The sequence below is a fragment of the Streptomyces sp. NPDC101237 genome (assembly GCF_044767465.1).
Classification (GTDB): domain Bacteria; phylum Actinomycetota; class Actinomycetes; order Streptomycetales; family Streptomycetaceae; genus Streptomyces; species Streptomyces gramineus.
In genome coordinates this window covers 55,324-68,693 of the sequence record NZ_JBIWNY010000015.1, presented here as the reverse complement: position 1 = coordinate 68,693, position 13,370 = coordinate 55,324, and the positions used below count along the sequence as shown (strand labels likewise).

At 73.2% G+C, this 13,370-nt stretch carries 11 protein-coding genes; 3 read left to right on the top strand and 8 right to left on the bottom strand.

All coding sequences use genetic code 11. The features are described 5' to 3' along the window. Positions 1-10: 10 nt before the first annotated feature. The 5 genes from ACIRQ9_RS23305 to ACIRQ9_RS23285 form a co-directional block, all read right to left on the bottom strand. The gene (locus ACIRQ9_RS23305) at positions 11-2,140 is read right to left on the bottom strand and encodes a 3-hydroxyacyl-CoA dehydrogenase NAD-binding domain-containing protein (protein WP_404176594.1); all 2,130 of its coding nucleotides are present in this window, start codon (positions 2,138-2,140) and stop codon (positions 11-13) included. Then, entirely contained in the window at positions 2,137-3,354 is a 1,218-nt protein-coding gene (locus ACIRQ9_RS23300) for a thiolase family protein (protein WP_404176591.1), read from the bottom strand. Before ACIRQ9_RS23300 ends, ACIRQ9_RS23305 begins: the two co-directional genes overlap by 4 nt. Before the next feature lie 290 nt (positions 3,355-3,644). Beyond that, the gene (locus tag ACIRQ9_RS23295) at positions 3,645-4,925 is read right to left on the bottom strand and encodes an HRDC domain-containing protein (RefSeq protein WP_404176588.1); all 1,281 of its coding nucleotides are present in this window, start codon (positions 4,923-4,925) and stop codon (positions 3,645-3,647) included. 194 nt (positions 4,926-5,119) lie between these two features. Continuing rightward, the gene (locus tag ACIRQ9_RS23290) at positions 5,120-5,782 is read right to left on the bottom strand and encodes a response regulator transcription factor (RefSeq protein WP_123973178.1); all 663 of its coding nucleotides are present in this window, start codon (positions 5,780-5,782) and stop codon (positions 5,120-5,122) included. Between the two features lie 300 nt (positions 5,783-6,082). Then, positions 6,083-6,760 (bottom strand): DUF3000 domain-containing protein, encoded by a 678-nt coding sequence (locus ACIRQ9_RS23285; RefSeq protein WP_404176585.1) that lies wholly within the window; start codon positions 6,758-6,760, stop codon positions 6,083-6,085. A gap of 108 nt (positions 6,761-6,868) precedes the next feature. Between ACIRQ9_RS23285 and hemE the strand changes: the two genes are divergently transcribed. Next, positions 6,869-7,936: a uroporphyrinogen decarboxylase gene (gene hemE, locus ACIRQ9_RS23280; protein WP_404176582.1), complete on the top strand. Its 1,068-nt coding sequence runs from the start codon at positions 6,869-6,871 to the stop codon at positions 7,934-7,936. A 105-nt stretch (positions 7,937-8,041) separates the two neighbouring features. Here hemE and ACIRQ9_RS23275 read toward each other — a convergent pair whose 3' ends face one another. Next, a complete protein-coding gene (locus ACIRQ9_RS23275; protein WP_404176579.1) occupies positions 8,042-8,866 on the bottom strand; it encodes a rhomboid family intramembrane serine protease in 825 nt (274 codons plus the stop codon). 167 nt (positions 8,867-9,033) lie between these two features. Between ACIRQ9_RS23275 and ACIRQ9_RS23270 the strand changes: the two genes are divergently transcribed. Continuing rightward, positions 9,034-9,300: a hypothetical protein gene (locus ACIRQ9_RS23270; protein WP_404176576.1), complete on the top strand. Its 267-nt coding sequence runs from the start codon at positions 9,034-9,036 to the stop codon at positions 9,298-9,300. Between the two features lie 78 nt (positions 9,301-9,378). On the opposite strand, the gene ACIRQ9_RS23265 is transcribed toward ACIRQ9_RS23270, so the two are convergent. Beyond that, positions 9,379-10,767: an FAD-dependent oxidoreductase gene (locus tag ACIRQ9_RS23265; RefSeq protein WP_404176573.1), complete on the bottom strand. Its 1,389-nt coding sequence runs from the start codon at positions 10,765-10,767 to the stop codon at positions 9,379-9,381. 37 nt (positions 10,768-10,804) lie between these two features. Next, positions 10,805-11,710, bottom strand: a complete 906-nt coding sequence (locus ACIRQ9_RS23260; RefSeq protein ID WP_404176570.1) for a DUF4349 domain-containing protein — start codon at positions 11,708-11,710, stop codon at positions 10,805-10,807. A gap of 156 nt (positions 11,711-11,866) precedes the next feature. On the opposite strand from ACIRQ9_RS23260, the gene hemG reads away from it, so the two are divergent. Beyond that, positions 11,867-13,366, top strand: a complete 1,500-nt coding sequence (gene hemG / locus ACIRQ9_RS23255) for a protoporphyrinogen oxidase (protein ID WP_404176567.1) — start codon at positions 11,867-11,869, stop codon at positions 13,364-13,366. Positions 13,367-13,370 lie beyond the last annotated feature (4 nt).

Below are 13,370 nucleotides of genomic sequence, written 5' to 3'. Positions count from 1 at the left end.
CCCTCGGCCGTTACGCCGGGACCGACGCCACGCCGGGCGCCAGGAACTTCTTGCCGTTCACGCGCTCGGAGACACCCTCGCGGTCCAGGTACGGCGTGAGGCCGCCCAGGTGGAAGGGCCAGCCGGCACCCGTGATCAGGCAGAGGTCGATGTCCTGCGCCTCGGCGACGACACCCTCGTCGAGCATCAGCCCGATCTCCTGGGCGACGGCGTCCAGGACGCGGTCACGGACCTGCTCCTCGGTCAGGACCACGTCGCCCTGCCGGAGCAGCGCGGCGACCTCGGGGTCCAGCTCCGGCTTCCCGCTGTCGTACACGTAGAAGCCGCGCTTGCCCGCCTTGACGACGGCGGCGAGGTTCGGGGAGACCGTGAAGCGGTCCGGGAAGGCCCGGTTGAGGGTCTCCGAGACGTGCAGGCCGATCGCGGGGCCGACCAGCTCCAGGAGCACCAGCGGGGACATCGGCAGGCCGAGCGGCTCGACGGCCTTCTCCGCGACCTCGACCGGGGTGCCCTCGTCGATCACGTTCTGGATCTCGCCCATGAAGCGGGTGAGGATGCGGTTGACGACGAACGCCGGGGCGTCCTTCACCAGCACCGCGGTCTTCTTCAGCTTCTTGGCGACGCCGAACGCGGTCGCCAGGGAGGCGTCGTCGGTCTGCTCGCCGCGCACGATCTCCAGAAGGGGGAGGATCGCGACCGGGTTGAAGAAGTGGAAGCCCACGACCCGCTCGGGGTTCTTGAGCTTGGACGCCATCTCGGTCACCGACAGCGAGGAGGTGTTGGTGGCGAGGATCGCGTGCGCCGGGGCGACCGCCTCGACCTCCGCGAACACCTGCTGCTTGACGCCGATCTCCTCGAAGACCGCTTCGATGATGAAGTCGGCGTCGGAGAAGCCCTCGGCCTTGTCCAGCACGCCGGTGACCAGGGCCTTGAGACGGTTGGCCTTGTCCTGGTTGATCCGGCCCTTGCCGAGCAGCTTGTCGATCTCGGCGTGGACGTAGCCCACACCCTTGTCGACGCGCTCCTGGTCGATGTCGGTCAGCACGACCGGCACCTCCAGACGGCGCAGGAAGAGCAGCGCGAGCTGGGAGGCCATCAGACCGGCGCCGACGACACCGACCTTGGTGACCGGACGTGCCAGGTTCTTGTCCGGCGCGCCCGCCGGACGCTTGCCGCGCTTCTGCACCAGGTTGAACGCGTAGATGCCGGCGCGCAGTTCACCGCCCATGATCAGGTCGGCGAGCGCCTTGTCCTCGGCGTCGTAGCCCTGCTGGAGGTCGCCGTTCTTGGCGGCCGCGATGATGTCCAGGGCGCGGTAGGCGGCCGGGGCGGCGCCGTGCACCTTGGAGTCCGCGATGAAACGGCCCTTGGCGACGGCCTGGTCCCAGGCCTCGCCGCGGTCGATCACCGGACGCTCGACCTCGATGTCGCCCTTGAGTACCTGGGCGGTCCAGATCAGCGACTGCTCCAGGAAGTCGGCGCCCTCGAACAGGGCGTCGGCGATGCCGAGGTCGAAGACCTGCTGGCCCTTGAGCTGCTTGTTCTGGTTCAGGCTGTTCTCGATGATGACCGAGACGGCCTTGTCGGCGCCGATCAGGTTCGGCAGCAGCGCGCAGCCGCCCCAGCCCGGGACCAGGCCGAGGAAGACCTCGGGCAGCGAGAACGCCGGGATGGCCTTCGAGACGGTCCGGTACGTGCAGTGCAGACCGACCTCGACGCCACCGCCCATGGCGGCACCGTTGTAGTAGGCGAAGGTCGGCACGGCCAGGCCCGCGAGGCGCTTGAAGACCTCGTGACCGCCCTTGCCGATGGCGAGCGCGTCCTTGTGGTCCTTCAGCAGCTCGACGCCCTTGAGGTCGGCGCCGACCGCGAAGATGAACGGCTTGCCGGTGATGCCGACACCGACGATCGCGCCGTCGGCGGCCTCCTTCTCCACCTGGTCGACGGCGGCGTCGAGGTTCGCCAGCGACGCCGGGCCGAAGGTGGTCGGCTTGGTGTGGTCCAGGCCGTTGTCCAGGGTGATCAGCGCGAAGCGGCCGGCCCCGGACGGCAGGTCGAAGTGGCGTACGTGCGCCGACGTGACGACCTCGTCGGGGAACAGGGCGGAGGCCTGCTTCAGAAGCTCGGCGGTGGTGCTCACTTGTCCCCCTCGAAGTGCGGGTTCTCCCAGATGACCGTCGCGCCCATGCCGAAGCCGACGCACATGGTGGTCAGGCCGTAGCGGACGTGCGGCTGCTCCTCGAACTGGCGGGCCAGCTGCGTCATCAGACGCACGCCGGAGGAGGCCAGCGGGTGACCGAAGGCGATGGCGCCGCCGTACTGGTTGACGCGCTCGTCGTCGTCGGCGATGCCGTAGTGCTCCAGGAAGGCCAGCACCTGCACGGCGAAGGCCTCGTTGATCTCGAACAGACCGATGTCGGAGATGCTCAGCCCGGCCTGGGCGAGCGCCTTCTCGGTGGCCGGGATCGGGCCGTAGCCCATGACCTCGGGCTCCACACCGGCGAACGAGTAGGCCACGAGCCGCATCTTGACCGGCAGGCCGTTCTCGCGGGCGAAGTCCTCGCTCGCGATCAGCGAGGCGGTGGCGCCGTCGTTGAGACCGGCCGCGTTGCCCGCGGTGACCCGGCCGTGCACGCGGAACGGCGTCTTGAGACCGGCCAGGTTCTCCAGCGTGGTCCCCGGCCGCATCGGCTCGTCGGCGGTGACCAGCCCCCAGCCGGTCTCGCCGCCCTCGGGGCTGGTCCGGCGCACCGAGATCGGCACCAGGTCGGCCTGGATCTTGCCGTCGGCGTACGCCTTGGCGGCCTTCTCCTGGGAGCGGACCGCGTACTCGTCGGTGCGCTCCTTGGTGATCTGCGGGTAGCGGTCGTGCAGGTTCTCGGCGGTCATGCCCATGAACAGCGCCGACTCGTCGACCAGCTTCTCGCTGACGAAGCGCGGGTTCGGGTCGACGCCCTCGCCCATCGGGTGGCGGCCCATGTGCTCGACGCCGCCGGCGATGGCGACGTCGTACGCGCCGAAGGCGACGGAACCGGCGACCGTGGTGACGGCGGTCAGGGCGCCCGCGCACATGCGGTCGATCGAGTAGCCGGGCACGGAGGTCGGCAGGCCGGCGAGGATGCCCGCGGTACGGCCGATGGTCAGGCCCTGGTCACCGATCTGGGTGGTCGCGGCGATGGCGACCTCGTCGATCTTCTTGGTGTCCAGCCCGGGGTTGCGGCGCAGCAGCTCCCGGATCGCCTTCACGACGAGGTCGTCGGCGCGGGTCTCGTGGTAGATGCCCTTCGGGCCCGCCTTGCCGAACGGGGTACGGACGCCGTCGACGAAGACGACATCCCTGACGGTACGAGGCACGATTGGCTCTCCTCCAGGGTGCGGGATGGCACTGCTGCATGCGCTGAGCGCGCGCTCAGGCCCCATGCTACTTATGAGTAACGTGGCTGCCCACCCCTGACGGGCGGAGCGGCGAAGGTCACACGCCGACCGTGCTCCGCGCGGACCGGAGACCGGCCCCGCCGCCCGCGGGGCGGCGGCGCCGACCGGGCCGGGGACGGCCCGCGCCGGCGGCCGCCCGGCTTCCCGTTCCTCCGTGCGCCGTCCCGCAACCTTGGCGGGATCTCGACGCCCCGCCGCCCGCGGACCTGCTACGCGGTCAGCGCCGTGACCAGCGCCGGCGTGACCTGCTCCACCTGCCAGGGCCGGGCGCCGTATCCCGCCAGGGCCGCCCCCACCGTCTCGGCGTCGACGGCCTTGGGCGGCTCCCAGCAGAGCCGGCGCACGGTGTCCGGGGTGATGAGGTTCTCCTGCGGCATGGTGAGCCGTTCGGCGAGTGCCGACACCGCGGCCCGCGCGGCGGACAGCCGGGCGGCCGCCGCCGGGTCCTTGTCGGCCCACGCGCGCGGCGGCGGCGGCCCCGTCACCGGCTGCCCCGGCAGCGGCAGCGCGGAGTCCGGCAGGGCCTTGGCCCGGTCCACCGCGGCCTGCCACTGCTCCAGCTGCCGCCGTCCCATCCGGTGCCCGAACCCGGTCAGTGCCGCGAGGGCGTGCGCGTTGGCCGGCAGCGCCAGCGCGGCCTCCACGATCGCCGTGTCGCTGAGCACCTTGCCGGGCGACACGTCCCGCTTCTGCGCGATGCGGTCCCGCGTCTGCCACAGCTCCCGCACCACGCCCAGCTGCCGGCGCCGCCGCACCTTGTGCATGCCGGACGTCCGGCGCCAGGGGTCCTTCCTCGGCTCGGCGGGCGGCGCGGACGCGATCGCGTCGAACTCCTGCCGGGCCCACTCCAGCTTCCCCTGCCGGTCCAGCTCCTTCTCCAGGGCGTCCCGGAGGTCGACGAGCAGTTCGACGTCGAGCGCCGCGTACCGCAGCCAGGGCTCGGGCAGCGGGCGGGTGGACCAGTCGACGGCGGAGTGGCCCTTCTCCAGGACGAAGCCGAGAACGCTCTCCACCATCGCGCCGAGCCCGACCCGCGGGAACCCGGCGAGCCGTCCCGCCAGTTCGGTGTCGAAGAGGCTGCCGGGCACCATGCCTATCTCCCGCAGGCAGGGCAGGTCCTGGGTGGCGGCGTGCAGCACCCACTCGACGCCGGACAGCGCCTCGCCGAGTCCGGAGAGGTCGGGGCAGGCGACGGGGTCGATGAGCGCGGTCCCGGCGCCGGCGCGGCGCAGCTGGACCAGGTAGGCGCGCTGGCCGTAGCGGTAGCCGGACGCGCGTTCGGCGTCGACGGCCACCGGCCCGGAGCCGGCCGCGAACGCGGCGATCACGCGGGCGAGCGTGTCCTCGTCCGTGACCACGGGCGGAATGCCCTCACGCGGCTCCAGCAAGGGAGTCGGCGCCTCCGTCGCAGAAGACCCGGCGTCGTCCGGGGGAGTACCCCCGGTGGTGCGCAGTGAACTGTCTGCTGCGGTGTCTTGGGCGTCGGTCACATGTCAAGGGTATCCGTGTGTGGACGGCGCCCGTCGACGGAACGTTCCGTCGACGGGCGCCTGGGGGTCGTAAACCAGTCAGCTCGGTGAATTATCAGGTCCACGAACGGGGGACGCCGTCCGGGGCGCGGCTGCGGACCAGCGGCCGATCCGGTTCACGTCGCTGAACGATGGAGGGCGGGGTGGACGGCGGGTCAGTGGATGATGCCGGTGCGCAGGGCGACGGCGACCATCCCGGCGCGGTCGCCCGTGCCCAGCTTGCGGGCGATGCGGGCCAGGTGGCTCTTGACGGTGAGGGCGGACAGTCCCATCGAGACGCCGATGGCCTTGTTCGACTGGCCCTCCGCGACCAGCCGGAGCACCTCGACCTCACGGCCGGAGAGCTCGCGGTAGCCGCCCGGGTGGCTCGGGGCACCCGGGGGGCGGCGGTGCATACGGGCGGCGGCGGAACCGATGGGGGCGGCACCGGGCCGGGTGGGGAGCCCGATGTTGGTGCGGGTGCCGGTGACGACGTAGCCCTTGACTCCGCCGGCCAGGGCGTTGCGGACGGCGCCGATGTCGTCGGCCGCGGACAGGGCCAGGCCGTTGGGCCAGCCCGCGGCGCGGGTCTCGGACAGGAGGGTCAGGCCGGAGCCGTCCGGGAGGTGGACGTCGGCGACGCAGATGTCACGGGGGTTGCCGATGCGGGGACGAGCCTCCGCGATGGACGAGGCCTCGATCACGTCGCGCACCCCCAGCGCCCACAGGTGGCGGGTGACGGTGGAACGGACGCGCGGGTCGGCCACGACCACCATGGCGGTGGGCTTGTTCGGGCGGTAGGCGACCAGGCTTGCGGGCTGCTCTAGGAGAACGGACACCAGGCCTCCTGGGTGGGGGGACGGGGCCGGCTTGGGGGGAAGAAGCCGGGACGAACCGTGCTTTCAAGGTCACAGTCGTCTTCGGCATCAAACCCGTCCGCCTTTAGAGAATGATCACGATTTAGTGAGCATCAATACGTGCAATTCGGACACGCGATCGATCATCCGAAGATCGAATCGGTTCGGCCTGTTGCCGTACAGGACAGAAAGTGGCCGTATCGACAAAGAGATGGTCAATGAAGGGTGAGTCGCCGATGGCCCGAACGGACGACACCGGGGCGGACGGTCCCTGAAAGGGGCCTAGCGCGCCTGCGGGTCGCGGCGCTGCGGCAGCGTGACCACCGAGGCGTCGCCGGGTCCGGCCGGCGGCAGCCCCGCCACCTGCGCCAGCAGGTCGCACCAGGAGGCGAGGTGCGCCGCGGTGTCCGGCACCCCGGCCCGCCCCTCCCGCGGCGTCCAGGAGGCCCGGATCTCGATCTGCGAGGCGGCGGGCCGCTCCGACAGCCCGCCGAAGTAGTGCGAACTGGCCCGCGTGACGGTCCCGCTCGGCTCCCCGTACGACAGACCGCGCGCCTGCAGGGCCCCGGTGAGCCAGGACCAGCAGACGTCCGGGAGCAGCGGATCGGCCGCCATCTCCGGTTCCAGCTCCGCGCGCACCAGCGTCACCAGCCGGAACGTACCGCGCCAGGCGTCGTGCCCGGCCGGGTCGTGCAGCAGCACCAGCCGGCCGTCGGCGAGATCCTGCTCGCCGTCGACGACCGCCGCCTCCACGGCGTACGCGAACGGGGCCAGACGCTGCGGCGCGGGCGTCGGCTCCACCTCGACCTGCGGCCGCAGCCGGGCGCCGCGCAGCGCGTCGACCGCGGCCCGGAAGGCCGGCGGCGCCGCCGTCCCCGTATGTCCTTCGCCCCCCTCGGTGCCTTTCCCCTCGCCCATTTCGCCAGCGCCGTCCGACAGTCGTCCCTGAGCCGCAGCCATGCGGGGAAGAGTAAGGGGAACGACGCCTTCGCGCAGGGAGAGACACCACCTAAGGCCCCGCCCGGGCCGTGTCCGCACCGGGTCCGGGGGCGTGCGAGACTTGCCGTCGTGAGTGCGAACGGGAGCCCCGCGGGCCAGCAGCCGACAGCGACGTACGACAGTGCCTTCCTCAAGGCGTGCAGGCGTGAACCCGTTCCGCACACCCCCGTGTGGTTCATGCGGCAGGCCGGCCGCTCCCTGCCGGAGTACCGCAAGGTGCGCGAGGGCATCCCCATGCTGGAGTCCTGCATGCGCCCCGAGCTGGTCACCGAGATCACGCTCCAGCCCGTGCGCCGGCACAACGTGGACGCGGCCATCTACTTCAGCGACATCGTCGTCCCGCTCAAGGCGATCGGTGTCGACCTCGACATCAAGCCCGGCGTCGGCCCGGTCGTCGCCCACCCGATCCGCACCCGCGCCGACCTCGCCCAGCTCCGCGACCTGACCCCGGAGGACGTCTCCTACGTCACCGAGGCCATCGGCATGCTCACCCGGGAGCTCGGACCGACCCCGCTGATCGGCTTCGCCGGCGCCCCGTTCACCCTCGCGAGCTATCTCGTCGAGGGCGGCCCCTCGCGCACCTACGAGAACGCCAAGGCGATGATGTTCGGCGACCCCGAGCTCTGGGCCGACCTGCTCGACCGCCTCGCCGGCATCACGGCCGTGTTCCTGAAGGTGCAGATCGAGGCCGGCGCCTCGGCCGTCCAGCTCTTCGACTCCTGGGCCGGCGCGCTGTCCCCCGCCGACTACCGCCGCTCGGTGCTCCCCGCCTCCGCCAAGGTCTTCGACGCCGTCGCCGGATACGGCGTTCCACGCATCCACTTCGGCGTCGGCACCGGCGAACTGCTGAACCTGATGGGCGAGGCCGGCGCGGACGTCGTCGGCGTCGACTGGCGCGTCCCGCTCGACGAGGCCGCCCGCCGCGTCGGCCCCGGCAAGGCCCTCCAGGGCAACATCGACCCGACCGTCCTGTTCGCCGGCAAGGACGCGGTGGAGACCAAGGCGCGTGAGGTGCTCGACGCGGCCGCCGGTCTGGAAGGCCACGTCTTCAACCTCGGCCACGGCGTCATGCCGTCCACCGACCCGGACGCACTGACCCGCCTGGTCGACTACGTCCACAACCGCACGGCCCACTAGGACAGCCGTTCCGGCCGCCCCGTCGCGGCCGTTGCGGTGACGTGCCCCCGGGCCCGGCCGCACCATCTTCGCGGACGGGGCAGGGGGCACGGTGGCGGTCCTTGCTCACCAGCCGTGCCGGGGCCGGGCCCGCCTGCCGAACAGCAGGCCGCGCGGCTCCGGCGGCGGAGGCGTGCCCGGTTTGAGCGGCCAGGCGAGCAGCATGCCCACGAGGAAGCCGACGATGTGCGCCGCGTACGCCACCGTGCCCGCGTCGGAGACGCCCTCCCCGGACGAGTACACGGCCTGGAGCACGAACCAGAAGCCCAGCACCAGCCAGGCCGGCAGCCGCAGCGGCAGGAAGACCAGGAACGGGACGAGCACCCAGACCCTGGCCCTCGGATAGAGGACCAGATAGGCGCCGAGGACGCCGGCGATCGCGCCGGACGCGCCGATCAGCGGGTCACCCGAGGCGTCGTTGAGGAGGGCGAAGCCGTAGGAGGCCGCGTAGCCGCAGACGACGTAGAAGAGGAAGTACCGGACGTGGCCCATCCGGTCCTCGACGTTGTTGCCGAAGATCAGCAGGAAGAGCATGTTGCCGAGCAGGTGCAGCCAGCTTCCGTGCAGGAACATCGCCGTGAAGACCGACAGCGCCGGTGACTTGTCGTAGGAGGGCGGCGCGACGACGCAGCCGGGACCGTGGCCGCCGACGCCCACGGCACCGGTCGGCACCAGGCCCGGCATCTGATGATGGATCAGTTCCCGCGGGACCGCCGCGTAGTGGTCCGTGAACGCCTGCAGGTGGCACAGCTGTGCCAGGTCGCTGCTGCCGGCCACGGAACCGGCTATGCCGGGCATGAACAGGAAGACGAGGACGTTCGCGGCGATGAGCGCGTACGTCACGTACGGCGTGCGCCGCACCGGGTTGACGTCATGGACGGGGATGACCACAGCTCACTAGTGCCCAGGGCGGGGGCGCCCGAAGCGCGCGGTGCCCCGGTGAACGTCGGCGCGCGCGGGTGCGTATGTCCTTGCGACCGATGAGCTTCGGGTGATGTTTCCGGCGACGTGAGGACCAGGCGATGAACGAGCGGGTTGCTTCCCAGGGATTCCCTCCCATGCAGGCCATGCCGGACGGCGAGGCGGAGATCTCCCTCGTCGTACGGCTGCCGTGGGAGGACGTGGCACGGCTCGGTCAGGAGGCGGGCCGGCTGGCGGCGCAGATGCAGCGGCCGGTGACGCTGGACGAGGCGGTGAGCAACCGGCTGCGGTCGACCCGGCCGGCCGCGGCGCACGCGCGGTCCGGCGCCGAGCAGCCCGCCGCCGCGCCCGCGCCGGGAGGCGCCGGGGTCACGTCGCTGCCGAGGATCAGCGGGACGGCCTGACGTGCGCCGCCGGGTGCGGGCGCGCCGCGGCCGGCCGCGCCCGCACGGCGGCCGCACACCGGCCGCGACCTCGCACCCCTACCGGGCGGCGTTCACCTTGGCCACCGCCTTCCGCGCCGCCACCAGCACCGGGTCCCACACCGGCGAGAACGGCGGCGCGTAGCCCAGGTCCAGGGCCGTCATCTGTTCCACCGTCATGTTCGCCGTCAGCGCCACCGCCGCGATGTCGACCCGCTTGCCCGCGCCCTCCCGCCCCACGATCTGGACGCCCAGCAGGCGCCCCGTGCGGCGTTCCGCGAGCATCTTGACCGTCATCGGGCTCGCGCCGGGGTAGTACCCGGCGCGGCTCGTGGACTCGATGGTGACCGTCTCGAACCGCAGGCCCACCCGCAGGGCGTCCTTCTCGCGCAGCCCGGTGCGGGCGATCTCCAGGTCGCACACCTTGCTCACCGCCGTGCCGACGACTCCCGGGAACGTGGCGTAGCCGCCGCCCACGTTGGTGCCGACGACCTGGCCGTGCTTGTTGGCGTGGGTGCCCAGCGGGACGTGCTGCTCCTGTCCCGAGACCAGGTTCAGGACCTCCACGCAGTCGCCGGCCGCCCAGATGTCCCGGTGGCCGCGGACCCGCATCGCCAGGTCGGTGAGCAGGCCGCCGTGCGCGCCGACGGGCAGGCCCGCGTCCCGCGCGAGGCTCGTCTCCGGGCGGACGCCGACGCCCAGGATCACCACGTCCGCCGGGTACTCGCCGTCCTCGGTGGCCACCGCCCGGACATGGCCGTCCGGTCCGGTGAGCACCTCGGTGACCTCGGCGTCGTTGACCATGGTGATGCCGAGGCCCTCCATCGCCGTGTGCACCAGGCGGCCCATGTCCGGGTCGAGCGTGGACATGGGCTCGCTGCCGCGGTTGACGACCGTCACCTCGTAACCGCGGTTGATCATCGCCTCGGCCATCTCGACGCCGATGTAGCCGGCGCCGACCACCACCGCTCGGCGGCCACGCGTGCGGGCCAGCGTGTCCAGCAGCGCCTGTCCGTCGTCCAGCGTCTGCACGCCGTGCACCCCGGGCGCGTCCGCGCCGGGCATGTCGGGCCGGATCGGGCGGGCGCCGGTCCCGATGACGAGTTTGTCGTACGGCGTCCAGGACTCGGCGCCGGAGGCCAGGTCACGCGCGCGCACCCGCTTCCCGGCCACGTCGATCCGGGTGACCTCGGTGCCCGTGCGCAGGTCGATGCCGCGGGCCCGGTGCTCCTCGGGCGTCCGGGCGATCAGCTCGTCGCGTTCCGGGACGTCACCGCCGACCCAGTACGGGATCCCGCACGCCGAGTAGGAGCTGAAGCGGCCGCGTTCGAACGCCGTGATCTCCAGTTCGTCCGGTCCCCGCAGCCGGCGTGCCTGGGACGCCGCGGACATGCCCGCGGCGTCCCCGCCGATCACCACCAGCCGTTCCCGTCCACCGCTCATGTCCATGCGGACACGCTACGGGGCGGGGGAACGCCGGCCCCGCTCAGGTCTGCCCGCCGGGCGCGCGGCGCCGGCGGGCGATCCGCCACCACGGGACGGCGACCAGGGCCGCGAGGGCCGCGAACGGCAGGGCGGCGCCCAGCGCCAGCGCGATCCAGCGCAGCACGGTGACGAAGACGTGCCAGCCGCCCGCCAGCGCGTCCGTGAATCCGGGCGTGTGGTCCCGCGCCGCGCGCACCGCCGGCGTCCTGGTCAGCGACAGGGTGATGGTGGCCATGGCGGTGCGGTCCTTGAGGGAGGCCTGCTGGGCGAGCAGCGCCTCCAGGTCGGCCTCCCGGCTGCTCAACTCCCCTTCCAGGGTCACCACGTCGCTCAGCTTGGCGGCCCGGTCCATCAGCTCGCGGACCCGGGCCACGCTGGCCCGCTGCGAGGCGACGCGGCTGTCGACGTCCACCATCTGGTCGGTGACGTCCTGGGCCTTGGCGGTGCGGTCGAGGAGCCTGCCCGCGCCCTGGAGGCGCGCGAGCACCTCGTCGTACCGCTCGGTGGGCACCCGCAGGACCACCCTGGTGCGCTCGTGGCCCCCGGTGTCCCGGCTGGTCGTCTCGTCGCCGACGTAGCCGCCGGCGCTCTCGGCCGTTGCGCGGGCCTCGTCGAGCGCCCGGGGCACGTCCTTGACCTGCACGGTCAGGGAGGCGGTGCGGATGATGCGGTTCGCCGTGAGCGTGGGCGCCCGCCCGGCGCCCCGGCCGCCGCCGTCCGCGGCCCCGGCCGGGCCCGCCGCCGCCTCGGCGGCGCCGCCCACGGCGGACTTGGCGTCGCCGGAGTCGCTCGCGGAGCCTCCGGAGCCGCCACCCGCGCCGCATCCGGTGAGGACCAGGGCGGCGGCCATCAGCAGGCCGGCCAGGACGGGTCGTACGGGTCGGACGGGTCGTACGGGATGCCGCATGGTTCCCCCCGGGGAGTGGTGACCGATGACGCTCCTTCGACGCCGGGGCGGTGCGGGACGTTGGGGTGCGCGGGTCCCGATGCGGTCACGGTCAGGACGCGCGCCGGTCACCGGGCCGGGCCGGGAGCGCGGGTGCGGGTTTGAGAGAGTGGGGCCATGAGCGCAACGCACACGGGGCAGGTCGTCGTCGTCGGGGCCGGGATCGCGGGGCTCGCCGCGGCCCACCGGCTGCTGGAGCGCGGTGTGCGCGTCACGGTGCTGGAGGCCGCCGACCGGGTCGGCGGCAAGCTGCTGCCCGGCGAGATCGCGGGCGTGCGGGTCGACCTGGGCGCCGAGTCGATGCTGGCCCGCCGCCCCGAGGCCGTCGCCCTGGCGCGCGAGGCGGGGCTCGGCGACCGGCTGCGGCCACCGTCCACCGCCACGGCGTCGATCTGGACCCGGGGCGCCCTGCGTCCCATGCCCAAGGGCCACGTCATGGGCGTGCCCGGCACCGCCGCCGCGCTGTCCGGCGTGCTGTCCGAGGAAGGGCTCGCGCGGATCGGGCGCGACGCCGACCTGCCCCGCACCGAGGTCGGCGACGACGTCGCGGTGGGCGAGTACGTCGCCGGGCGGCTGGGCCGGGAGGTCGTCGACCGGCTGGTCGAGCCGCTGCTCGGCGGGGTCTACGCGGGGGACGCCTACCGCATCTCGATGCGCTCGGCGGTCCCGCAGCTCTACCAGGCGGCCCGGACGCACGACTCGCTGACCGAGGCCGTCCGCGACATCCAGGCCAAGGCGGCGGCGGTCCGGCAGACGGGCCCGGTGTTCACCGGCATCGAGGGCGGCGTCGGCACCCTGCCGCTCGCGGTGGCGTCGTCGGTGCGGGCGCGCGGCGGCGAGATCGTCACCGGCACCCCGGTGACCGAACTGCGCCGGGTGGCACCGGACCCGGACCGCGACCCCGGCCGCGACGGCTCGCCGGCGGCCGGACCGCGCACCGGCTGGCGGATCGTCGCCGGTGACCGGGTGCGGTACGCGGACGCCGTGATCGTCGCCGTCCCGGCTCCCGTCGCCGCCCGTCTGCTGCGCGCCGAGGCACCCGCGGCCGCCGCCGAACTGGCCGCCGTCGAGTACGCCTCGATGGCCCTGATCACCCTCGCCTACCGCCGGTCCGGCCTCGCCCTCCCCGAGGGCAGCGGCTTCCTGGTGCCGCCGGTGGACGGCCGGACCATCAAGGCCGCGACCTTCGCCTCCCAGAAGTGGGGCTGGATCGCCGAGGAGGACCCGGACGTCGTCGTCCTGCGCACCTCGGTCGGGCGGTACGGCGAGACGGAGGTGCTGGGGCGCGCCGACGGCGACCTCGTCGGCGTCTCCCGGCACGATCTGCGCGAGGCCACCGGCCTGGACGCCGAACCCCTCGCCGCCCGGGTCACCCGCTGGACCGACGGCCTGCCCCAGTACCCCGTCGGCCACCACGCGCGCGTGGCCCGGGTCCGCGCGCACGTCGCCGCCGTCCCCGGCCTCGCGGTCTGCGGCGCCCCGTACGACGGCGTGGGCATCCCCGCCTGCGTCGCGAGCGCGTACGCGGCCGTCGACCAGCTGGGCGGCGACCTGACGGCGGTCCGGGAACTGACCGCCCACCCGGTGCAGAGCCTGCACGGCGGAGCGGGAGAATGAGGAC

Coding starts and splice junctions, on each gene's coding strand:
- ACIRQ9_RS23285 (WP_404176585.1), bottom strand. CDS start 6,760: ATGGCTGCGGCTCAGGGACGACTGTCGGACGGCGCTGGCGAAATGGGC.
- ACIRQ9_RS23270 (WP_404176576.1), top strand. CDS start 9,034: ATGCAGGCCATGCCGGACGGCGAGGCGGAGATCTCCCTCGTCGTACGG.
- ACIRQ9_RS23265 (WP_404176573.1), bottom strand. CDS start 10,767: ATGGACATGAGCGGTGGACGGGAACGGCTGGTGGTGATCGGCGGGGAC.
- ACIRQ9_RS23260 (WP_404176570.1), bottom strand. CDS start 11,710: ATGCGGCATCCCGTACGACCCGTCCGACCCGTACGACCCGTCCTGGCC.
- hemG (WP_404176567.1), top strand. CDS start 11,867: ATGAGCGCAACGCACACGGGGCAGGTCGTCGTCGTCGGGGCCGGGATC.